Origin of the sequence: Panacibacter microcysteis (assembly GCF_015831355.1) — a bacterium.
GTDB lineage: Bacteria > Bacteroidota > Bacteroidia > Chitinophagales > Chitinophagaceae > Panacibacter > Panacibacter microcysteis.
Genome location: NZ_JADWYR010000002.1, coordinates 583,941 through 606,505, shown reverse-complemented (window position 1 = coordinate 606,505; position 22,565 = coordinate 583,941). Strand labels below are relative to the sequence as shown.

Genomic DNA, 22,565 nt, shown 5'->3' with positions numbered 1-22,565 from the left:
AATGTTTGAAGAAACAGGCACAACAGCAGAAGGCGATTTGGTGATCAACGTGGGGCCGCAGCACCCGTCAACACATGGCGTGCTGCACCTGGTTATAACGTTGCGCGGAGAGACGATAATAAATGTTGAGCCCCACCTTGGCTACATCCATCGTTCGATTGAAAAAATGTGCGAAAGCCTTAGTTACAGGCAATTTATTTACGTTACCAGCAGAATGGATTACCTGTCATCGCACATCAATAATCATGCATGCGCGTTGTGTGTGGAAAAAGGCTTACAGGTAGAGATACCTGAACGGGCAAAAGTGATTCGTGTATTGATGGATGAGTTGACACGCATGGCATCTCACCAGTTATGGTGGGGGGCTATGGCAATGGATGTTGGTGCACTTACACCTTTCTTCCATGCATTCCGTGAAAGGGAAGTGATCAATGAGATAATGGAGGAAACATGTGGTGCAAGGTTAACGATGAACTACATGGTGCCCGGCGGGGTGATGTATGATCTGCACCCAAACTTTCAGCAAAAAGTAAAGGATTTCATTATACTCTTTAAGTCCAAAATTGACGAATATGATGAAATGGTAACGGGCAACGTGATCTTTCAAAACCGCATGAAAGGCGTTGGTTATATTTCAAAAGCCGATGCTGTTTCGTATGGGTGCACCGGCCCAACCGCAAGAGCAAGTAATGTTAGTTGTGATATCAGAAAACTGTTTCCGTACGAAATATATGATAAAGTAAATTTTGATGAAGTAACAGCAACCGGTGGCGATTGTTTTGCCAGATACCTGGTTAGGGTACAGGAAATGCGTATGTCGCTTTCCATAATAGAACAACTGATAGATAATATTCCCGAAGGAGACTTCCAGGCAAAGACGAAAGCAGTATTGAAATTGCCTAAAGGAGAATTTTATGCAAGCGTTGAAACAGCGCGTGGAGAGTTTGGCGTATACATTATAAGCGAAGGTGGAATGACACCTTACAGGATAAAATTTCGTTCACCTGGTTTTTCCAACTTATCAGCATTAAACCATATGGCTAAAGGGCATAAGATTGGTGATCTTGTTGCCATCATGGGATCATTAGATTTGGTAATACCTGATATTGACAGATAATATGATTAGCCTCGAAAGCATAACAAACAGTATTCACACATGGTTGAATCAAACATTCAATCCAACTCTTGCCATAGCATTCGAATTTGTTATAGCAGGCATTAGTGTGATCACTTTCTTCGCGGTGCTGGGGCTGATACTGGTATTAATGGAACGCAAAGTTTCTGCTTACATGCAAATAAGGCTTGGCCCAAACCGTGTTGGCCCGGGTGGTACTTTACAAACGGTTGCAGACACATTAAAACTTGCAGTAAAAGAAGGATTAACACCCAATGGTGCAGACAAATTTTTATTCAACCTGGCACCTTTCGTAGTAATGATCGTTGCCATGCTTATCCTCGCTCCTATTCCGTTTGCAAGAGGTTTCCAGATCTGGGATATTAATATTGGCGTTTTGTACGTAACCGCAGTTTCATCAGTTTCAGTGATTGGCATTTTAATGGCGGGTTGGGCAAGCAACAATAAATATTCACTGCTTGGCGCCATGCGTAGCGGCGCACAAATTGTAAGTTATGAATTGAGTGCAGGGCTGTCTATTATTTCTATTGTTGTGCTTACCGGAAGTTTGCGCATATCCGACATTGTTGCATCCCAGGAAAATGGATGGTGGCTCTTCAAAGGTCATATACCTGCCATCATTGCGTTTGTAATCTTTATCATCGCAGTAACGGCAGAAACAAACCGTGCGCCGTTCGACCTTGCTGAAGCGGAAAGTGAACTTACTGCCGGCTTTCATACAGAATACTCAGGAATGAAATTCGCGTTGTTTTTTTTAGCGGAATATGTAAACATTTTTATCGTGTGCAGCATTGGTGCTATTTTGTTTCTCGGCGGCTGGATGCCTTTACATATCGGTAACTGGCGGGGCTTTAACCATATTATGGATTACATTCCATCTTCAGCCTGGTTTCTTGCAAAAGTGTTTTTCCTGATTTTCGTAATCATGTGGTTTCGCTGGACGTTTCCACGCTTACGCATCGACCAGTTACTGAATCTTGAATGGAAATATTTACTGCCCATTAGTATGTTCAATGTTTTATTGATAACATTGATCGCAATTATGGGTTGGTATTTTTAGAAAACTTTTGGGTAAAGCTTTTTATGTCACCGGCATTAGTACATAGGCAATCGTCCCTTTCGTCGCACTCTTGTACTATTGAATATAATTGAAAAAAATAGTTGTGGCAACAATAAAAATTGAAGATATAAGAGCATGGCGAAAACCCGGATTACTTTCTGATGAAATACATAACATTTCTGCTGAGACAGAATTATCGAAAGATTTTATAAGAAGCATGAGCGGAGGTATAATAAACTATTGAAATAAATCAGCAATAAAGGGAACAAAACTCAAAGAAAGCGTTTAACAATTCGAAACACAAAACACAAAAATTTAAACTAAAGTTGTTTTTAAAAGAATACATATCAGACATTTTTAATGCTGTAAAATCTTTGCTGAAAGGGATGCGTAGAACAGGTTACTATTTCACACATCACAAAGAAATTATTACGCAGCAATACCCCGATGTAAAGCAAACATTACCGGAACGCTTCAGGGGTGAAGTTGTAATGAAGCACGACGAAAATAACGAACATGCCTGCACCGGATGTACTGCCTGCGAACTTGCATGCCCCAACGGAACAATAAAGATCATTACAAAGTTTGATGTAACACCAGAAGGAAAAAAGAAGAAAGCACTGGATACTTTTATTTATCACCTGGAATTATGCACAATGTGCAATTTGTGTATTGAAGCGTGCCCTACAGATGCCATAAAAATGGCCCAGAACTTTGAACACAGTGTGTATGATCGAAGTCAGCTGACAAAGAAATTAAACAGGCCAGGTTCAAAAATAAGGGAGGGTGTGGAATGACCGCAGCGCCAAAGGGAAAGAGAAAAAAATAAATATGACAGGAGTCCAAATTATATTTTACATCATTGCCGCATTCATTTTAGTAACTGCATTGCTTGCTGTTACAACAAGAAGAATATTTCGCGCTGCAATATGGTTGTTGTTTTCATTGGTCGGTATTGCCGGTTTATTTTTCTGGATGGATGTAGAATTTATTGCAGCCGTACAAATTGTTGTATATGTGGGAGGAATTGTTGTGCTGATCATTTTTTCCATTTTTCTTACACAGCAATCCGGCAGTGAAATGAAGCAGCCAAAATTAAGCAGCAAAATATTCTCTGTATTAGCCGCAGTATTTGGGTTTGGGTTGTTTTATACTTTGATAAGCCAGTATAACTTTCAACCCGCAACAGGCAAGGTTTTTAGCGTAGATGTTGGAGAAATTGGCACACAATTATTGAGCACAACAAAACATGGTTTTATACTGCCCTTCGAAGTAGTGAGTATTTTACTACTGGCCGCAATGATCGGTTGTATTGTTATTGCAATGAAATCAAAAACTGCCACAGATGAATGAAATTCCGTTAAGCCATATTTTATTGTTAAGCACAGCCCTCTTTTTTATAGGCATGTATGGTATGTTTACCAGGAGAAACCTCATTACTATTCTAATGAGCATTGAATTAATGTTGAACAGTGTGAATATAAACTTCGTGGCATTCAACAAATACTTATACCCTGAACAACTGAATGGTGTTTTCTTTACCATTTTTATTATAACAATTGCTGCCGCTGAAGCTGCTGTGGCAATTGCCATTATCATTAACCTTTACCGCAGTCATCATTCAATTGATGTGGAAAGCGCAGAAGAAATGAAATACTAAAAGAAAGTTTTAAGAACCAAGAAGCAAACACAGGCATGGCAAATTATTTTTACACTTCCTTAATTCCATTATTGCCGTTGGCAGGCTTCGTTGTATTTGGTTTATGGGGCAAGAAATATCTATCTAAAATATCCGGTATACTTGGCACATTGATATTACTTGCTCTTACACTTCTTTCTTTTTATACCGCATACAATTATTTCTTTGTTCATGGAAAAGTAAATGACGTTTATCAGCCCATCATTGCCTTTGATTATACCTGGCTACGCTTTACAGATAGCCTTTCTATAAATATGGGCGTCATACTCGATCCTGTTTCTGTGATGATGCTTGTTGTGGTAAGTTTTGTTTCGCTCATGGTGCACATTTTCAGCCTTGGCTACATGAAAGGCGAAGAACGATTCGCTACCTATTATGCTTTTCTTTCTTTGTTTACATTCTCCATGTTAGGATTGGTTTTATCAACCAATATTTTCCAGTTGTACATTTTCTGGGAACTGGTTGGTGTATCTTCTTATCTGCTGATTGGTTTTTATTACAATAAACCTTCTGCGGTTGCTGCTTCAAAAAAAGCGTTTGTTGTAACACGCTTTGCAGATCTTGGTTTTTTGATCGGCATTCTTATGCTTGCATTTCATGCAGAAACGTTAGACTTTAACACGTTGATTGAAAGGCTCACAAATACAGCCTCAGCACAGTATTCGACCGCTGCAGCAGCAGGGTTATTCGGTGTTTCAGCATTAACATGGGGTTTAACAATGATTTTTATCGGCGGCGCAGGCAAATCAGCCATGTTTCCTTTACACATCTGGTTGCCCGACGCCATGGAAGGTCCCACTCCTGTTTCTGCATTGATCCATGCCGCAACAATGGTTGTTGCCGGCGTTTACCTTGTTGCCAGGCTGTTTCCCGTTTTTTCTTTCGATGGTGTAGCACTCGACATTGTGGCTTATACCGGCGTATTTTCTGCAATCTTCGCAGCAATCATCGCCTGCACGCAAACCGATATAAAAAGAGTGCTCGCCTACTCTACCATGTCGCAGATTGGTTACATGATGTTTGCATTAGGCGTTGCGGGAAACAGCGGCGAAAATGTCTCAGGTTTTACAGCGTCGATGTTCCACCTATTTACACATGCACTTTTTAAATCATTGTTGTTCCTGTGCGCAGGTGCCATTATTCATCTGGTGCATAGCAATGACATGAAAGATATGGGTGGTTTAAAAAAACTGATGCCCGTTACAAATATTTGCTTTTTGATCGCCTGTCTTGCCATTGCCGGCATTCCGCCTTTTGCAGGCTTTTTTAGTAAAGAAGCAATACTTACTGCTGCATATCATTCCAACATGTTCATTTATGCTATTGGCCTGCTTACATCGGCGCTCACGGCATTTTATATGTTCCGTTTGTATTTCTCCATTTTCTGGAACAAAGAACCGCATATTCATGAAACGCATCATGGCGAAGGGACCATAACAATGAAGTTGCCTTTAATTATGCTTGCTGCATGTACCGTTGTTGCGGGTTTTATTCCGTTCGGCTCTTTTGTAGCTGCCGGCGGCAAACCAGCCGAAACGCATACCGACATTGTTTTTTCTATCGCGCCGGTTGCGCTTGCAATTGTTGCAATTTTCATGGCATCGCTAATGTATAAGAATGCAAGTGATCGCCCTGAAAATATTGCAAATACATTGAGTGGCTTGTATCGCTCTGCATACAGAAAATTTTATATCGATGAAGCCTATGTTTTCTTAACGAAGAAAATTTTATTCAACCTTATTGGCAGGCCCGCAGCATGGATTGATAAAAATATCATTGATGGTTCAATCAATCTGATTGCTGTTATTATTGCGAAAAGCAGTGCACTAATAAAAGGATTTCAGTCTGGCAAGGTGCAGCATTATGCGTTGTATTTTTTTGCAGGCGTGGCCGGGCTTGCAGTTGCGTTTGTATGGTGGTGGCGGTAAAGCCCGGGGTTTAAAGTTTTATTATGAGCCCGGCATTTGGGCTTTGTGGCATCGCCTGTTGCGTCGCACACTTGTACAGCATCACATTGCTGAACAAAGAACAGAACGTACAAGTGAGTGACACAACGAAGCTTAATAGCAGTACTTCAGCTAAGTACATAATATAAAAATCAGCGAATGAGTTTGTCATTGCTTGTCATATTACCATTGTTAACTGCGATCATAATCTTGTTTTGTAAAGATTTGAAACAAGTAAGGGTTACTGCATTGTTGGGATCAATCATTCAGTTTATTCTTATTCTGTATTTATATTTTGTAGACTATACGCTTGATTATGTATTTGGCAATATAGACGGACATCCTGGCAATCCATTTTACCTTGAATACACGCACGCATGGTTTTCCGCATTAAATATCAATTATCACATAGGCGTCGACGGAATTTCAATCGCTATGATCGCACTGACAGCATGCGTTGTATTGGCCGGTGTTTTGGTGTCATGGAAAGAAGAACGCATGAGCAAAGAATTTTTCTTTTTACTGATGCTGCTTGCTGTGGGTGCGTATGGCTTTTTTATCTCACTCGATTTATTTACCATGTTCTTCTTTTTGGAAGTTGCAGTAATTCCAAAATTTTTGATGATCTGCATTTGGGGAAGCGGCAAAAAAGAATACAGCGCCATGAAACTTGCATTGATGCTGATAGCTGCGTCTGCACTGGTCTTCGTGGGCTTGATGGGATTGTATTTTACTACGCACACTTTTAACCTGGCCGAAATTGCACAAATGCATATTCCTGTTAATATTCAGAACACATTTTTCCCATTTGCATTTATAGGTTTTGGAATTTTTACGGCATTGTTTCCATTTCATACATGGGTGCCCGATGGTCACTCTTCTGCACCAACAGCAGGTTCTATGTTTCTGGCAGGTATATCAATGAAACTTGGCGGCTACGGCTGTTTGCGTGTGGCTACGTTTCTAATGCCTGATGCTGCAAAAGAATACTCCTTCATTATTGTTGTGCTAGCTACGGTTGCTATTATTTACGGCGCATTCGCGACGATGATGCAAAAGGATCTGAAATACATCAATGCATATTCATCAGTCAGTCATTGTGGTTTTGTTTTGCTTGGTATTGGCATGCTCACAGAAACTTCTATAAGAGGCGCCGTGTTGCAAATGGTATCACATGGATTAATGACTGCACTTTTCTTTGCTGCTATCGGCATGATCTACAGCAGAACGCATACACGAATGTTAGCGGAGCTTGGAGGGTTATTGAAAGTAATGCCGTTTATATCTGCTGTTTTTGTAATTGCTGGTCTCTGTTCGCTGGGTTTGCCAGGGCTAAGCGGCTTTGTTGCGGAGATGACCGTTTTTATGGGCTCGTGGCAAAATGCAGATGGAGCTTACAGGATTGCAACAATATTATCGTGCGCATCAATAGTTGTGACTGCGGTGTACATATTAAGAGCAACGGGCCAGGCTGTTATGGGGCCGGTGAGCAATCATCATTACCTGCAGTTGCATGATGCTGCGTGGAATGAAAAAATAGCTGCAGTCATACTGATTGCGGGTATTCTTTTTATCGGCATTGCACCTTTTGAATTAAACAACCTCATTGCGCCTGCTACAGAAACAATCATTCAGCATATAACAAATGCTTTGGCTTTGAAATGATAACGGCTTATGATGTATGACTTTTTCATTTTACTGAAACAGGAGCTGGTGATTACTGTCATCATCTTCGTGCTGCTTTTCGTTAAGCTTGGAACCAGTGAAAGGAGTAATAACAACATTTTGAATATTGCCAATATTTTACTACTGGTGAATGTATTGTCTGGCTTTGTCTATACCAAAGAGGGAACATTATTCGACAGCATGTTTACTACCAACTACCTGTTTATCCTCGAAAAAAACATTCTGAACCTGGGCACTTTTCTCACAGGCATGCTGGCTTATCCCTGGCTAAAAAATCATAAGCATATCCCTGAATTTTACATATTGCTTCTGGCCACTTTGCTTGGTATGTTTTTTATGATCTCTTCGGGCAATGTGCTCATGTTTTATCTTGGCCTCGAACTTTCCACCATTCCACTGGCAGCCATAGTAAACTTCGACCTCGGCAAACGCCGCTCTTCTGAAGCAGCCATGAAGCTGATCATTTCGTCTGCTTTTTCGTCGGCGCTTTTATTGTTGGGCATTTCATTATTGTATGGCACAACCGGGAGCCTGGACTACGAATCCATCGCTGCAAAGGCCGACGGAAGTGCACTCCAGGCCTTTTCTGTTATATTACTGATCAGCGCTTTTGCTTTTAAAATATCGATTGTACCCTTTCATTTATGGACGGCAGATGTGTATGAAGGGGCGCCAGCAACCATTACAGCTTACCTGGCTGTTGTTTCCAAAGCAGCATTTGTATTTGTTTTTACAGCCGTGTTATACAATGTTTTTAAAGCATACAGCACGTTATGGTATAATGTACTTTTTGTGTTAAGTATTACTACAATGATCATTGGAAACCTGTTTGCCATCAGGCAAAATAACTTCAAAAGATTCCTGGCTTTTTCATCTGTAGCGCAGGTTGGTTTTATACTGGTAGGTATATCAGGTTCAAACCAGGTTGCTACTGCATCTGTCATTTACTTTATACTGATCTACTTATTCTCAAGCCTGGCTGCATTTGCCGTCATTACGCTGGCAGATGCTGCTGCAGACAGGGAAAACATTAGTGATTACAGAAGTTTGTACACCAATAATAAATTCTTGTCGTGGGTATTGGCTATTGCTATGTTTTCACTGGCGGGTGTACCCCCTACTGCAGGCTTTTTTGGCAAATTCTTTTTATTGATGGCCGGTGCAGGCAAAGGCAATTATCTACTCGTTGGTGTGGCTGCGGCAAACATTGTGGTGTCATTTTATTACTACCTGAAAGTGGTAAGAACTATTTTCATGGAAATAAACGATACACCGCCTGGAGCAATAGCTATTCCTTTTGTATCGAAAATTGTGATGGTGATTTGTCTTGCCGGCATATTACTAACCGGTTTCATAAGCTGGATACACCATTATATTTATTCACTCAGTTTTGGCTTTTAATATGGCAATCAATAAAAACCATGAATTTGAAGACCTCGATGGCATAAAATGCGCCATTGCAGAAAAGAATGCCGGCAAGGCGCGTGCAGACTTCTTGAAAAATTTACTGGAATCGAATGGCTACACCGTAGTGGTGGTACCAACGCCGCCGCCTAAAGCTGCGCCTGCCAAACCCGCAACTACCGGGGAAGATGCACCCGCTGTGCCGCCCGTGCCAGAAACGTTTACGGTTGGTGTTACAGATGTTATGTTTAACCCTGTAAACGCCATTTTTGGAAGACTGCTTAAGACAACTGACGGGCATGTGGTAACGCTTGCTTTCTGGGAACAGCAGGAAAGCACAGCACATGATGAAATTCCTTACTTTGAAAAAAGGCCCGGGCTTTTGTAAAACCGCACAACAGTTAACAGGACTGGCACCGCACCCACAGCTCAATACAGATCTGAACGGTGCAGTGAGTGACACAACAGGCGATGCCACCTGCACCACAGCCCGCTAACAAAAACACAATTTCATTTCCTTATTTTGCTGCCATCGTTTAGCGGCGTAGTTTTATCGCATTAAATGAATGTTGCATCTTTTATAGCTACCCGTGTTGCGTTTACCAATCAACGAACTTTTTCCCGCTTTATCATAAGGCTGGCAACAGCAGCAACCGCATTAAGTGTGGCAGCCATGATACTTACACTGGCTTTTGTAAATGGTTTTCAACATACGGTAAGCAATAAGGTATTCAGCTTTTGGGGGCACCTGCATGTGCAGCAATACGACCGTGGCAAATCGATGGTTGCAGAAGAAACGCCCATGATGCAAAACGACACCGTTTTACAAATACTGCACAGTACGCCGGGTATCCATCACATTCAGCCTTTCGCTACCAAATCTGCAGTGGTAGAATTCAACAAAGAAATAGAGGGCATTTTATTCAAAGGTGTGGATGACCACTACGATTTTGCCAATATGCAGTCTTTTCTCGTGGATGGCAGCTGGCTGGACTTTAATGATTCATTGTACAGCAGGCAAATTGTGATCAGTAAGTTTATATCAGATGAGCTGCAGATAAAAGTAAACGACACCATCAATGTTTATTTTATTTCTTCTGAGAACAAAAGCAGCAGTACCAGGAAACTTTTAGTAAAAGGTATTTTTAAATCGGGCATAGAAGAGTTTGATAAAACATACGCCATTGGCGATATACGCTTACTTAGAAGGGTGAACAACTGGCAATACAACCAGATTGGCGGCTATGAACTTTTTTTGAATAACTACAAAGACATTGAAAAGGTTGACAATACTTTGTACGAAGGAGCCAACCAGTTGCCCGGCACATGGATCAGCCGCTCGGTAAAAGATATTTACCCGTTTATTTTCGACTGGCTAAACATACAGGATGTAAACCGCAATGTAATTTTTACGGTTATGTCGATCATTGCCATTATAAACCTGGTTACATGTTTACTCATTCTTGTGCTTGAACGTACAAGAATGGTAGGCGTATTAAAAGCAATTGGTGCAAACGATTGGAGCATACAGCAAATATTTTTGTACCATGCCGCAATTATCTCTGCCAAAGGTATTGGCCTTGGTTTGGTCTTTGGTTTGGGCATCGGTATTCTTGAATATTATACCGGTTTTATCAAACTCGATGAAACCGCTTACTATGTGTCCAGCGCGCCTGTAGAGATCATCTGGTGGCAGGTATTGCTCGTTTGCGCCGGTACGCTGGTGGTTTGTTTTATCTCTCTATTGTTGCCAACACTTTTCGTAAAAACAGTAAAACCTGTTAAGGCCATACAATTCAGGTAATGTTTTTTATACATTATTTGCTTCACAATGTCTTCTTTCCTTTTTTCATGGTAGTGATCATTGGTTTTTCATGGCATCGCCTGTTGTGTCACTCACTTGTGCGTTCCGTTATTATGGCATCTGTAGCGTAGCGTTTTATTTAAAACGTGCTTATGTAGCTGTACCATTGGTTTTGGCTCCCGAAACTTTGGTAAAAACCTTCCCCAATGATCAGTGTACTTTTTATGAACTGTTTAACGTGCTGCAGGTAATTAACAAACCTGCTGATGATTACGTTGTTCGTTCGTGCGGCTACGCATAACTTTGCAAAAATTTTGATTGCAATGACACATGTGCAGCAGATCGTAAATGCCGCTAAAGACAAAGAACTAAGAAGCATAGGAGAAAAAATACTGGCCAGGCAGCGCATCGGGTTTGATGAAGGTGTAACCTTGTTTGAAAAAGGATCGCTGGCATACCTGGGTGCTTTGGCCAATTGGGTAAGAGAAACAATGCACGGCAACAAGACTTATTTCAACCGCAATTTTCATATAGAGCCAACCAATGTGTGCGTATTTTCCTGCGCATTCTGCGCTTACTCCAGGCTCTACGCAAAACGCGACGAAGGCTGGGAACTTAGTATAGACCAGATGGTTGACATGGTGAAAAAGTATGACGGTAAGCCGGTAACAGAAGTACATATTGTAGGTGGCGTGCACCCAAAAATGAACCTCGATTTCTTTAGTGAACTGCTGCAAAAAATTAAAGCACACAGGCCGGGCCTGCATATCAAAGCGTTTACCGCAGTTGAGTTTGATTACATGTTCCGCAAAGCCAAACTTTCAGTACAGGAAGGCATGAATAAACTAAAAGCCGCGGGTTTAGATTCTATACCCGGTGGTGGCGCAGAAATATTTCACCCGGAAATAAGACAACAGATATGTGCAGACAAAGTAGATGCAGATGGCTGGTTGTTGATTCATAAAACAGCACACCAGCTCGGTATGCACAGCAACGCTACTTTGCTGTATGGCCATATTGAAAAATACTGGCACCGTATAGACCACATGGAAAGGTTGAGAACACTACAAGATGAAACGCATGGCTTTAATACTTTCATACCACTAAAGTTTCGCAATAAGGATAACGATATGAGCCACGTAAGCGAAAGCAGCGTTATAGAGGATATGAAGATGTATGCCGTATCACGCCTTTACATGGACAATTTCCCGCATTTAAAAGCTTATTGGCCAATGCTGGGCAGACAAAGTGCCCAGTTAACACTTTCCTTTGGTGTAAACGATCTTGATGGAACAATAGATGACACTACGAAAATATATTCTATGGCAGGCAGTGAAGAACAAACGCCTACATTAACCACCGCTCAGCTTGTATCGTTGATAAAGCAGGCAAAACGGGAGCCTGTAGAGCGGGATACGCTTTATAATGAAATCAAAAATTACCTGCATACAGATATAACAGAGCTAGAAATAAACCCCGTATATAATTAAAACAAAAAGCTTGCAGTACACCGCAAGCTTTTTTTATACTAGTATAATTTTAAAGAATAATAACGCTGTTGCTGCCTCCAAACATATTTGGCTGCTGCTCGTCTGCTTCAGGCTCATTCAGCCATTCGGTGGCGTTTACACGGTATTTGAACTCGTGTTTTGAGTTTTTGGGTAATGATACATCTGCTGTAAAAGTGCCGTCTTTCTTTTTGCTCATGATTACGGAGTTTTCCCAATCGCTGTTAAGACCTAAAATCTCAACCGTTTCTGCATTTTCAGGGCTAAAAGAAAATTTTACTTTACAATAGTCTTTCGTTTTGAAGTATGTTTTTTGTACCATATTTAAGTTTTTTTGTGAATAAATACTTCTCAATACAGCTTGCAAACGTCAGCTTTCAGTGTACTTATTGGCGCAAAAATAACGCCTGAGGCTTATAATGACCCTCATTGTTTTTAACACCCGTGAATAACGGTCAGGACTATTGAAAACCAGTTAACTAAAAATGCAAAACCGTTGTATATTTTATCTACCGCAGCAGGCGCGTTGGGAAAACTTTGCTTGTCCGCCCCGCAGTTGCCCACACATATCCAGGCGTTGAAGAGTGCGACGCAACAGGCGATGCCATGAAAAACTACTGCCGGGTACACAATCTTTTTTCTTTATAAGCGGTGATATTAAATGTTAAGAAAACAAAAAAATAAACCGTCATAACTGAACTTTACGATTCGATTCGTATTTTAGTACGAAATATATCGTAATATGACTAGCAACAAACAAATAAAACCTACTGAGGGTGAGCTGGAGATCTTGCAGGTTTTATGGGATAAAGGCAGCGCAACTGTAAGGGATGTGCATGAGCATATTTGTCAATACAAAGACAGCGGCTATACCACCACGCTCAAACTGATGCAGATCATGTTTGAAAAAGGCCTCGTAAAAAGAGATGACAGCAGCAAGACCCACGTGTACAAACCAAATGTAAGCCGGGAAAAAACACAGCAACAGATGCTGGGCAAAATGGTAGATTCTCTTTTTGGGGGTTCGGCTTCGCAACTGGTAATGCAGGCTTTGGGCAATGCGCAGCCAAGCAAAGCAGAACTGGAAGAAATTCAGCAATTGCTTAATAATCTTAAAAACACCGACTAATGCAAAGCATACTGCATTCTGCATTTTTACAGGCACTTGGTTATGCCATATTCAACAGCCTGTGGCAGGTAGCGCTGCTATGGCTTATTGTAATGCTGGTTAACGGCCTGGCAAACCTATCGGCTTCCAGGAAATATTATGTGGCTGTAACAGCGCAGTTTGCAGGTTTTGTCTGGTTTCTTTTTACGCTGCAATTCTACTACGCTCAGTGTAATACTGCAATATCTTCGTTACAATCTGCAGGTCTTGCGGTAAACGATTATTATTTCTATGAACCAATCGTACATAATTTTTCTTCTGGTGTAACATATGCCATCATTAAAACAGAACAACTCATTCCATATCTTTCGGCAGCCTACATTGTTATGCTGCTGTTTCTTGCAGGGCGCCTTATAAGAGCGCTCCTGTACGTTAAGCAAATAAAAACAAAAGGATTATCGAAACCGGGTGTGGAATGGAAATTATTTGTAAAACGTACCGCTGATTATTTAGGTATTAAAAAAGAGGTTTCTTTATATTTCTCCGGCATAATCTCGAGCCCTCTTACAATAGGCTTTTTAAAGCCGGTTATTTTGTTACCGGTTGCAAGCATCAATCACCTAAGTACAGATCAGCTGGAAGCTATATTGCTGCACGAGCTGGCACATATAAGAAGAGCAGATTACCTTATCAACATTGTACTCTGTACAATAGAAACTGTATTGTTCTTTAATCCCTTCACGCATTTATTGGGTAAGTTTATCAAACGTGAAAGAGAAAACAGTTGCGATGATTGGGTTCTGCAATTCCAGTACAAGCCTGCTATGTATGCCGAGGCGCTGTTACGAATTGCAACCCTGCAGGTACAACCTGCGTTTACTATGCAGGCAGCAGCCAAACAGGAATTACTGCCGCGGGTAAAAAGAATGCTTAACCAGAAAGAAAAAAACTACCAGTACCGCAATCATATACTTGCTTTTTTGCTTATAACAGTTATGCTAACGACAGTTGCATGGTATACTCCACCGGCAACAAATTATAAACCCGCTCAGCAAGCTGCTACAGCATCAGAAAAGAAAATGATGATCGAGCCTTTAACCGCCAACGTAGAAAATCCTTTTTATAACCCGTTTTATTATGTTTTCGACAATGTTGTTAAACAACAAATTGAGAAGGCACTGACTATTTCCGGGAAAAACGCGGCACTTATTTCTGCAACAACTGCAGATGCAATGGAAAAAGCTACACCGGTAGCCATAAAATCTGTTCAGTCTGCATATGATGAGATCAGTAAAAGCCTGCCAGGTATACAAGCAGAAATAAACAAATCGTTGGATGAAGCAAGCATGGAACTGGTAAACCTTCATATAGACGACCTTACGCTGGCAGATTCACCAATAAATATAGCATTGAACGCGCCTTTTATTAAGGATGCACTTGCCGGTATAGACTGGACAGCAATCAGCAACGATCTCAGCAAGGCAAAAGCAGATATCAGTAACAATGTAAACAAAGATGTGGTAGAAAAACTCCGTTTTAAAAACCTCCTGAAAGAAATTACGATCCAGTTATCTGAACTCTCTGATGATAAAAAAATGAAGGATCAGCAGAAAATGCGTTTGAAAACACAGGCCGACGAAGATCAGAAAGAACAGGAGCTAAAAATTGAAACACTGAAAAAGGATGCTGAAACACAGAGAAAAGTGCATGCCAAACTGCAGCCGCTCAAAGTATGGAGCGATATTGAAAGAGAAGATGTAACCACTTACGGCATTGATGACACTGCGGTGAACAATGCACTGTTTAACAGCAATGCAACAATACAAAGTAATTTTCCGGCCAGTCTTGCATCTCCGGTATCTTTTAATAGTGAGGCTCCGTTAACAAATGTCAACGTTGAACCTTCACCTGCGGAAACAATTCCGGGTTCAGCGGTCATCATCATTCAGCATGATGCTGACAATGAAAACAGCCATATCAAACATATAATTATTAAGGTTGCCGGCACTAATGGCGTTACCAAAACGTACAGGTTAAGTGCAGAAGTTTACCAGTAATTTTTCAGGTTACAAGCTTATCTTTTCATGGCATCGCCTGTTGCGTCGCATTACGTTCAACTGCAGTATTATAAGGGATCTTCAGTTCGCGCCTCAAATCTTCAAGCTATTTCCACCACTTCTTTATAAGCAAAGGGGCATACGCTAAAGCAAACGGTCATAAATCAGTTGGTGTCTTTGACAACATACATCCTCTTACTGTTATGACCGCCTACACAACATATTAAGCGTTAAACATTCAGTCCTGAGAACGGTACAACTTGCATTGCACAACAAAAGACATCCAAAAAACATGTTGTATTCCGCCGTTCGGACACGGTTCTTCAACTAAGAACGGGCAATCGTTTTAAAGACAATAAATGACATTCATTTTAGCTAAAATACTTACGGCAAAAAAAGAGGCTGTCTCTGTTGAGACAACCTCTTTTAGTATTCAATCTAAGTAAGTGCTTTTATCCTTCTGCTACCTGGAATGTTACACTTTGCTTTTGACGGTAAATTACGTTACGTCCGTTCTGCACTGCGGGAGTCCAGGCCGGCCCTTTCTTAATTACGCGTATAGCTTCTGTAGCGGTTCCATAACCGGGATCATTCAATGCCTGAACTTCAGATATGTTACCGTTTTTATCTACAAGGAAAGAAACGATAACTGTGTAGTTACCCGGAGGCGCACCATTTTCAACAGGCGCTTCACTGTTCAGGTTTCTTTGCAGATATTTTTGCCATGCTGCGGCACCACCGGGAAACTTGGCTTCAATCTGTACAGTTTTAAACTCTTTATCGTAGTCTTCTGCCTGTACTTTTGGAGCTTCCACAACGCCTGTACTTTGTTCAACCGGTGGAGCAACAACATCAGACTTTTCACCTTCCTGGTTAATAGTACCGATTGTTGTTTCTTCCAGTTTTTCCTGTTCTGGTGGCTTCTCGTCTTCTTTTACTTCCTCATCCTTTACAATTTTTGGAGGCGTAAACTTCGTTATCTCAATTTTAGGCGGTTCAACTTTTGGAGGAGGTGGCGGCGGAGGCGGCTCCGGCTTTTTCTCTTCCTGCTTAACATCTGCAAGCTGAACATCCTGTACAAGCATTTGTACCGGTTTGTCAGACTTTACAACATTAGCAAGTAACACGCCTACAAAAACGAGTAAACAAACGCCAACCATAGATAAGATAGCCGTGGTAAGGCGTTTCTTATATGTCTTTCTTAATTCATATGCACCGTATTCTTTATTTCGACCTTCGAATATGATGTCGAGAATGTCGGCGTTTAAGATTTTGTTTATATCCATGGTTTGGAATTATATTTAACTATGATTCAAATACGTGAAAATTCCACAAAAAATTATTGACCTGCCGGAGGTGCAGCAGCGCCGCCGCCTTCAGAGATTTTCACAAGTTCATCCTCTTGTGGAGAGATATCAACCAATGCATATCTTTTGATTACATTAATTGACATTTCGTCTAAAATATCAATAACATTTTTGTAGTTACTCTCATCACTTGGTTTAATTACCACTACGAGATCTGCGGTGTCTGTATTTTGCTTTTTCTTGATCAGCTCACTCCGTATATCTTTAAAATTTGAAGATTTAAAGTTGGAGCCGTCAGGTTGAAGCATACCCTCGTAGAAAAAAACATTATTGTCTTTGCCCAGTAAAATGGTGAATGCACCAGATTCTTTCGCCTTATTTTGTTCCTCCGGTGTAGCACTGTCGTCCGGCAGGTTCAACTTCATAGCGGTAGGCTGACTCATTGTCGTGGTGAAAATGAAAAACGTAATAAGCAGGAAACCAAGATCAACCATTGGCGTAAGGTCTACCCTTGTAGACATCTTTTTACCTTTCTTGACTCCCGGGCCTTTTTTATGTTTCCCCCCACCCGAGGTATCCATTTCTGCCATAAAAAAGCTTTTTTATTTGTTGAAGAATCAGTTTTCTGAATTGGCTGTAGTTACTCAACAGCCTTACCACTCATATTAGCCTTCCATAGATCACTACCCTGTGGTACACTTTCCGGGTTAGTAACCATCTGGAATTTGAACAGCTTATTCTTTTTGAAAGCAGTAAGAACATTTTTAAATGAGGGGTATTTAGCTAAATTATCACCCTTCAGCAAAAGATTAACCTTTGTTCCCTGGTATACGTCAGAAACGGCTCTCATCCAGTCGATCATCTGGTTATTGGTAGAGTCTTTTGCAGGTATGCCCGGCAAGGTTTTGTCATTCATCTGGTCTGTTTGCAATTTGGCCTGCTGAGCAAGTTGTTCCACCGGCACGCCAATGAAAGGTGCTTTGGTCAGCGCGTCGATATCTGTTTTAGACAAACCAAGATTTCTGGATTCATTTACGGAAGAAATGATATCATGCTTTTTTTGAATGTCTGATGAATTATCCCCTGTTGAAAGGAATACCTTTCCATCTTTGTTAAGCGTTATCATCACCACATCTTTATCCGGGGCAATTTTTGATGCCACCGAATTAGGTGTTTCTACCGTTACCGCCTCAGAAGGCTTAAACTTCGTGGTAAGGATAAAGAAAGACAGCAACAGAAAGGCCACATCACACATCGCAGTCATGTCGACTGATGTACTCTTTCGCGGAATTTTCGGTCTGGCCATTTTATTAATTTTAAACTTCAGTAATTAGATGCAATCCTGGAAATATTCCACAATGCCTTTTCCTGTTATTTGTAATTAGCAGCAAAGCTTTGTGTTAAAGTAAAACCAGACTCATCAATACCATAAGTTACCGCGTCAATTTTTGTTGTAAACACGTTGTACATAATAATTGATACAGCTGAAGTACCGATACCTAGTGCAGTATTATAAAGTGCCTCAGATATACCTTCAGAAAGTTTCTGAGCAGCCTCACCACCACCACTATCACCAAGCGCAGAGAACGATTTGATCATACCAACCACCGTACCTAAAAGACCCAAAAGCGTAGCAACAGAAGCAAGTGTTGAGAGGAACACCAGGTTTTTCTCAAGCATTGGTAATTCCAGTGCTGTAGCTTCTTCTACTTCTTTTTGAATATTCAATACTTTTTGCTCGGTATCAAGCTCTGTGTTTGAGATCATTTCTTTGTACTTGCGAAGACCGGCTTTCATAACGTTACCAACAGAACCTTTTTGTCTGTCGCACTCAGCCATTGCTTTATCAACATCTTTGTTTGCAAGGTGATATTGAACTTTCCTGATAAAGTCAGGAATGCTTCCTTTACCTGAAGCTTTCGATACTGTGAGAATTCTTTCAATAACAAACGTCAATACAATTAGAAAACAACCGATCAAAAGAGGCACAATGATACCTCCCAAATACATTCTTGAAAGTGCTGTTTTAGGTCCCTGATTGTCTGGCCAGAAACCACCTGATGTATCAGGCCTTTCGAAATTGTCAGGATTTCCAATAATAAAACGCCAGATGATGTACCCGAAAGCCACGCACAAAATTGGAGCTATCCATGAAATTGCGTTACTCTTCTTAACAGGTTGTACGGAAGTAGAACTCTTTGCCGCTGCTGTTGCAGTTGGTTTAGTTTCAGCCATGACACAATTGATTTTAGGTAAAAAATTGGTTTAATTTTTAAAAGTACAATTCTAATGAAATTTATATACAAAAAACAAGTTTATGGCAAATAATTTAATTGGGTACACAAATTAAAAACTTTACTTATTGCAACCAACTTTTAGTTTTTATTGATTGTAAAACAAGGCATAATACAACTGCATAAATTTAACAACCGTTAGCTTATTTACACCTGGCTGCAACACTTTATAATGCCTGAAGTTGCGCTGTTGTTGTGTTTCACCGAACAAATATTCATTCGCAATTTTGGTACAGATCAAATATAAGTGTAATGATATTTATGGCAATGTAAGTCACTTCATTGAATAACCTTTGTTTTTTATAAACAACGTATGGTTATCTCTATCTACAACTTTTTAAAATGTTACCAATATATAGTGCAGTGTATTGTTCATAAATGCTATACAGTACAAGTGTGCGACGCAACGAAGATGACCATTGAACCAAATGCCCGGCTACAAAAAATACCGTTCAAAATATTTTACCGGCTGCTGTAAACACAAATAAAGTTATAGTTGATATTCGTGTATATTTATTTTTTGATTTCTTAACCTCAAATTATTTATGAAGAAGATCTTTGTGCTGTTTTGTGCACTGGGCATAGGTTTTAATTTACATGCGCAAAAAAAGAAAACTGACACAGTCCCCTCTCCCCCACCTGTAAACAAGCCTGATTCTACTCAACCAAAAGATGGGTTGAAAAAATTCAAAGATGTTATTACGGATAAAGCAATCACGAAACAGGGATTGTTTACTGTACACAAGGTTGATGACAAATGGTATTTTGAAATACCAGACTCATTATTCAACCGGCAGGTAATGGCTGTAACACGTTTTAGTAAAGTGGCCGGTGGTGGTTTTATTTATGGTGGCGAACTTGCAAACGAGCAGGTGGTAACATGGGAAAAGGGACCCAATAAAAATGTGTTCTTACGGGTTGTTACAACAATAAGCGTTGCAGATTCTACCAACCAGATTTACAAAGCTGTAACGAACTCTAACGTTAACCCGATTGCGGCAGCCTTTGATGTAAAAGCAAGAAGCAAAGATTCTTCCGGTTTGGTAATAGATGTTACCAGCTTTTTTAGCGGCGATAACCAGGTAGTAAGCATAGACCCCATGGGAAAAAGATCATTGAACCTGGCCAATCTTGCTACCGACAGGAGTTTTATTAAAGACATTGCCAGCTTTCCTTTAAACATAGAAGTAAAAACAGTAAAGACCTTCAACTCTTCCCCAAGTATGGGTGGCGGCGGCGGTATTGTCATTTCATCGGGACTGCCCGCAGCATTTGCAGCCGGTGCAGTAACGTTTGAAATGAATACGTCTTTCATTCTACTGCCCAAACAGCCAATGAAGAAAAGAAGATTTGACCCGCGTGTCGGCTATTTTGCAGACAACTACACGGTATTTGGAGATGATCAACAAAAAGTTCAGGATGACATTTTCGTGGTAAGATGGCGTCTGGAACCAAAAGAAGAAGATATTGAGAAGTATAAAAGAGGCGAACTTGTTGAACCTAAAAAACCAATTGTATATTATATAGATCCTGCTACTCCCAAGCAGTGGAGACCATACCTTATCCAGGGCATCAACGACTGGCAGTCAGCTTTTGAAAAAGCTGGTTTCAAAAATGCCATTATGGGAAAAGAGTGGCCTGAAGATGATACTACCATGAGCCTGGAAGATGCGCGTTTTGCGGTACTGCGCTATTTTGCCTCAGGCATCGAAAACGCTTATGGGCCTAATGTTCATGACCCCCGCAGTGGCGAAATATTGGAAAGCCACATTGGCTGGTACCATAATGTAATGCAACTGCTGCACGATTGGTACATGGTACAGGCCGCCGCCGTTGACCCCAAAGCAAGAAAGATGAGATTTGATGACTCGCTTATGGGACAGCTTGTGCGTTTTGTTTCTTCACATGAGGTTGGGCATACACTTGGTCTTCGCCACAACATGGGTAGCAGCAGCAAAACACCTGTAGAAATGCTCCGGAACAAAGCATGGGTAGAAGCAAACGGACATACAGCTTCTATTATGGACTACGCCCGTTTCAACTACGTTGCGCAACCTGAAGATGGCATTACACAGAAAGGGCTGTTCCCACGTATCGGAGATTACGACAAATGGGCTATTAAATGGGGTTACACTTTAACAGACGTTAAAGATGAGGATGCAGATGAAAAAATAACTAACAGGTGGATCATAGACAGCCTTGGCAAAAACCCTCGTTTGTGGTTTGGAACAGAACTAAACCCTTACGATCCAAGATCCCAGACAGAAGACCTTGGAGACAACTCTATGAAGGCTGGAGAATACGGCATCAAAAACCTCAAAAGAATTATTCAGGGCCTGCCGGAATGGACCAAAGAAGAAGCGGATAAATACCAGAACCTCGATGATATGTATGGGCAGGTTGTTATTCAGTTCAACCGCTACATGAACCATGTAATCAAAAACGTTGGCGGTATTTATGAAACACCTAAAAGTGTAGAACAAAGTGGCGATGTGTACGAGCCTGCACCAAAAGCAACCCAAAAAGAAGCCATCATGTTTCTCCAGAAACAGTTGTTCGAGACACCTACCTGGTTGTTTGATAAAACAATCCTGAACAAAACATCCAATCCAACATCTGCAGAAACGGTTAACAATATCCAGATCGGCGCCATCAACAGCCTATTCAGGCCTTCACGCCTCAATATAATGGCAGTAAGCAGCAACAGGTTTGGAAACGCCAATACTTACCTGGTAGACGAAATGATGGATGATGTAAAGAAAGGTGTATGGAGCGAACTTGCATCCAAAAGACCTATCGATAACATGCGTCGCAACGTGCAAAAAGCTTATGTGGAAGCGCTGATAAGTATCCTTAATCCAGCACCTCCGCAACAAATAAGTGGTTTGCCGGCATCATTTGCGGCACTGCTTGGTACCAATGTAAAAAATACCGATGTGCCCTCAATTGTAAGAGCACACCTGGTATCGCTGAGAGCAGATATTCTTGCAGCTATCCCCGGCACTACAGATAAAATGAGCAAATACCATTTGCAGGATGTTGCCGAGCGCATAAAGAGGGCACTCGATCCAAAATAATCTAAACAAGAGGTAAATAATAAAAGTCCCGCTATAAAAGGCGGGATTTTTTCATTTGCCCGTATACAGGCGAATAAAAGATGTATGTAACCGGCTGCATTGCTACTATTAAGCTTCTGTTGTGTCACTCACTTTTGCTTCCGGTTGTTTATTCAACACGCATGCGGCCACACTGCTGCAAACAAAATCTCCATCAATTTCTACACTAACGCTTGTTATAAATAATGTTACAATTAACTTGCCTGCCTGAGATGAATCAATCACCTGCTCATATCATTACTTTTACCACTGCCGAAGTTGTTGTAGCAACTTCAACAACAACTACTACAACCCTGTAAAGGGTTGCACAATGTCATATCATCCCCTGTTCCACACCGGAAGCATTAAAAAGAATAAATATTGTATTTAATGAACGCTGTTGCATAATGAAAGGTCTGATCCTTATAGTAGCCACTTTTCGCAACCAACATACCAATCAAA

General features: G+C 40.9%; 20 protein-coding genes. 14 read left to right on the top strand and 6 right to left on the bottom strand.

The features are described from left to right. Position 1 precedes the first annotated feature (1 nt). The 11 genes from I5907_RS14485 (at position 2) to mqnE (ending at position 12,224) form a co-directional block, all read left to right on the top strand. Positions 2-1,117 (top strand): NADH-quinone oxidoreductase subunit D, encoded by a 1,116-nt coding sequence (locus tag I5907_RS14485; protein ID WP_196991526.1) that lies wholly within the window; start codon positions 2-4, stop codon positions 1,115-1,117. Continuing rightward, entirely contained in the window at positions 1,107-2,195 is a 1,089-nt protein-coding gene (nuoH, locus tag I5907_RS14480) for an NADH-quinone oxidoreductase subunit NuoH (RefSeq protein ID WP_231402118.1), read from the top strand. The genes I5907_RS14485 and nuoH overlap by 11 nt, the downstream gene beginning before the upstream one ends. A gap of 386 nt (positions 2,196-2,581) precedes the next feature. Beyond that, positions 2,582-2,992, top strand: a complete 411-nt coding sequence (locus I5907_RS14475; protein ID WP_196991525.1) for a 4Fe-4S binding protein — start codon at positions 2,582-2,584, stop codon at positions 2,990-2,992. 34 nt (positions 2,993-3,026) lie between these two features. Continuing rightward, positions 3,027-3,548, top strand: a complete 522-nt coding sequence (locus tag I5907_RS14470; RefSeq protein ID WP_196991524.1) for an NADH-quinone oxidoreductase subunit J family protein — start codon at positions 3,027-3,029, stop codon at positions 3,546-3,548. Further along, positions 3,541-3,855, top strand: coding sequence for an NADH-quinone oxidoreductase subunit NuoK (gene nuoK, locus I5907_RS14465; protein ID WP_196991523.1), 315 nt, complete (start codon positions 3,541-3,543; stop codon positions 3,853-3,855). The genes I5907_RS14470 and nuoK overlap by 8 nt, the downstream gene beginning before the upstream one ends. Positions 3,856-3,890: 35 nt before the next feature. Next, positions 3,891-5,822 (top strand): NADH-quinone oxidoreductase subunit L, encoded by a 1,932-nt coding sequence (gene nuoL / locus I5907_RS14460; protein WP_196991522.1) that lies wholly within the window; start codon positions 3,891-3,893, stop codon positions 5,820-5,822. Between the two features lie 243 nt (positions 5,823-6,065). Then, on the top strand, positions 6,066-7,505 hold the full coding sequence (locus I5907_RS14455) for a complex I subunit 4 family protein (RefSeq protein ID WP_231402117.1): 1,440 nt from the start codon (positions 6,066-6,068) through the stop codon (positions 7,503-7,505). A gap of 9 nt (positions 7,506-7,514) precedes the next feature. Next, positions 7,515-8,927, top strand: a complete 1,413-nt coding sequence (locus I5907_RS14450) for an NADH-quinone oxidoreductase subunit N (protein ID WP_231402116.1) — start codon at positions 7,515-7,517, stop codon at positions 8,925-8,927. 1 nt (position 8,928) lies between these two features. After that, positions 8,929-9,318: a hypothetical protein gene (locus I5907_RS14445; RefSeq protein ID WP_196991520.1), complete on the top strand. Its 390-nt coding sequence runs from the start codon at positions 8,929-8,931 to the stop codon at positions 9,316-9,318. Between the two features lie 174 nt (positions 9,319-9,492). Next, positions 9,493-10,734, top strand: a complete 1,242-nt coding sequence (locus tag I5907_RS14440) for an ABC transporter permease (RefSeq protein ID WP_196991519.1) — start codon at positions 9,493-9,495, stop codon at positions 10,732-10,734. Between the two features lie 266 nt (positions 10,735-11,000). Further along, the gene (gene mqnE, locus I5907_RS14435) at positions 11,001-12,224 is read left to right on the top strand and encodes an aminofutalosine synthase MqnE (protein WP_231402115.1); all 1,224 of its coding nucleotides are present in this window, start codon (positions 11,001-11,003) and stop codon (positions 12,222-12,224) included. Positions 12,225-12,273: 49 nt separating this feature from the next. Here mqnE and I5907_RS14430 read toward each other — a convergent pair whose 3' ends face one another. Next, positions 12,274-12,564, bottom strand: a complete 291-nt coding sequence (locus I5907_RS14430) for an isoamylase early set domain-containing protein (RefSeq protein WP_196991518.1) — start codon at positions 12,562-12,564, stop codon at positions 12,274-12,276. Between the two features lie 420 nt (positions 12,565-12,984). Between I5907_RS14430 and I5907_RS14425 the strand changes: the two genes are divergently transcribed. Together I5907_RS14425 and I5907_RS14420 are read left to right on the top strand one after the other, a co-directional pair. After that, complete coding sequence (locus I5907_RS14425) at positions 12,985-13,371, top strand: BlaI/MecI/CopY family transcriptional regulator (protein ID WP_196991517.1); 387 nt, start codon at positions 12,985-12,987, stop codon at positions 13,369-13,371. Further along, the gene (locus I5907_RS14420) at positions 13,371-15,407 is read left to right on the top strand and encodes a M56 family metallopeptidase (protein ID WP_196991516.1); all 2,037 of its coding nucleotides are present in this window, start codon (positions 13,371-13,373) and stop codon (positions 15,405-15,407) included. Before I5907_RS14425 ends, I5907_RS14420 begins: the two co-directional genes overlap by 1 nt. A 452-nt stretch (positions 15,408-15,859) precedes the next feature. Here I5907_RS14420 and I5907_RS14415 read toward each other — a convergent pair whose 3' ends face one another. The 4 genes from I5907_RS14415 to I5907_RS14400 form a co-directional block, all read right to left on the bottom strand. Beyond that, positions 15,860-16,693, bottom strand: a complete 834-nt coding sequence (locus tag I5907_RS14415; protein WP_196991515.1) for an energy transducer TonB — start codon at positions 16,691-16,693, stop codon at positions 15,860-15,862. A 53-nt stretch (positions 16,694-16,746) separates the two neighbouring features. Continuing rightward, a complete protein-coding gene (locus I5907_RS14410) occupies positions 16,747-17,304 on the bottom strand; it encodes an ExbD/TolR family protein (protein ID WP_196991514.1) in 558 nt (185 codons plus the stop codon). Between the two features lie 50 nt (positions 17,305-17,354). Beyond that, positions 17,355-18,020 (bottom strand): ExbD/TolR family protein, encoded by a 666-nt coding sequence (locus tag I5907_RS14405; RefSeq protein ID WP_196991513.1) that lies wholly within the window; start codon positions 18,018-18,020, stop codon positions 17,355-17,357. A gap of 65 nt (positions 18,021-18,085) precedes the next feature. Next, positions 18,086-18,949: a MotA/TolQ/ExbB proton channel family protein gene (locus tag I5907_RS14400; protein WP_196991512.1), complete on the bottom strand. Its 864-nt coding sequence runs from the start codon at positions 18,947-18,949 to the stop codon at positions 18,086-18,088. A gap of 604 nt (positions 18,950-19,553) precedes the next feature. Here I5907_RS14400 and I5907_RS14395 point away from each other — a divergent pair. After that, complete coding sequence (locus I5907_RS14395) at positions 19,554-22,085, top strand: zinc-dependent metalloprotease (protein WP_196991511.1); 2,532 nt, start codon at positions 19,554-19,556, stop codon at positions 22,083-22,085. A gap of 108 nt (positions 22,086-22,193) precedes the next feature. Here the strand turns inward: I5907_RS14395 and I5907_RS14390 are convergent, their stop codons facing one another. After that, positions 22,194-22,349 (bottom strand): hypothetical protein, encoded by a 156-nt coding sequence (locus I5907_RS14390; protein ID WP_196991510.1) that lies wholly within the window; start codon positions 22,347-22,349, stop codon positions 22,194-22,196. Positions 22,350-22,565 lie beyond the last annotated feature (216 nt).

What these genes read in the sequence shown, in the direction of transcription:
- mqnE (WP_231402115.1), top strand. Translation starts at nt 11,001, where the DNA reads ATGATTACGTTGTTCGTTCGTGCGGCTACGCATAACTTTGCAAAAATT.
- I5907_RS14410 (WP_196991514.1), bottom strand. Translation starts at nt 17,304, where the DNA reads ATGGCAGAAATGGATACCTCGGGTGGGGGGAAACATAAAAAAGGCCCG.
- I5907_RS14440 (WP_196991519.1), top strand. Translation starts at nt 9,493, where the DNA reads ATGAATGTTGCATCTTTTATAGCTACCCGTGTTGCGTTTACCAATCAA.
- I5907_RS14415 (WP_196991515.1), bottom strand. Translation starts at nt 16,693, where the DNA reads ATGGATATAAACAAAATCTTAAACGCCGACATTCTCGACATCATATTC.
- I5907_RS14445 (WP_196991520.1), top strand. Translation starts at nt 8,929, where the DNA reads ATGGCAATCAATAAAAACCATGAATTTGAAGACCTCGATGGCATAAAA.
- I5907_RS14400 (WP_196991512.1), bottom strand. Translation starts at nt 18,949, where the DNA reads ATGGCTGAAACTAAACCAACTGCAACAGCAGCGGCAAAGAGTTCTACT.
- I5907_RS14475 (WP_196991525.1), top strand. Translation starts at nt 2,582, where the DNA reads ATGCGTAGAACAGGTTACTATTTCACACATCACAAAGAAATTATTACG.
- I5907_RS14470 (WP_196991524.1), top strand. Translation starts at nt 3,027, where the DNA reads ATGACAGGAGTCCAAATTATATTTTACATCATTGCCGCATTCATTTTA.
- I5907_RS14485 (WP_196991526.1), top strand. Translation starts at nt 2, where the DNA reads ATGTTTGAAGAAACAGGCACAACAGCAGAAGGCGATTTGGTGATCAAC.
- I5907_RS14395 (WP_196991511.1), top strand. Translation starts at nt 19,554, where the DNA reads ATGAAGAAGATCTTTGTGCTGTTTTGTGCACTGGGCATAGGTTTTAAT.
- nuoL (WP_196991522.1), top strand. Translation starts at nt 3,891, where the DNA reads ATGGCAAATTATTTTTACACTTCCTTAATTCCATTATTGCCGTTGGCA.
- nuoK (WP_196991523.1), top strand. Translation starts at nt 3,541, where the DNA reads ATGAATGAAATTCCGTTAAGCCATATTTTATTGTTAAGCACAGCCCTC.
- I5907_RS14450 (WP_231402116.1), top strand. Translation starts at nt 7,515, where the DNA reads ATGATGTATGACTTTTTCATTTTACTGAAACAGGAGCTGGTGATTACT.
- I5907_RS14430 (WP_196991518.1), bottom strand. Translation starts at nt 12,564, where the DNA reads ATGGTACAAAAAACATACTTCAAAACGAAAGACTATTGTAAAGTAAAA.
- I5907_RS14425 (WP_196991517.1), top strand. Translation starts at nt 12,985, where the DNA reads ATGACTAGCAACAAACAAATAAAACCTACTGAGGGTGAGCTGGAGATC.
- I5907_RS14405 (WP_196991513.1), bottom strand. Translation starts at nt 18,020, where the DNA reads ATGGCCAGACCGAAAATTCCGCGAAAGAGTACATCAGTCGACATGACT.
- I5907_RS14420 (WP_196991516.1), top strand. Translation starts at nt 13,371, where the DNA reads ATGCAAAGCATACTGCATTCTGCATTTTTACAGGCACTTGGTTATGCC.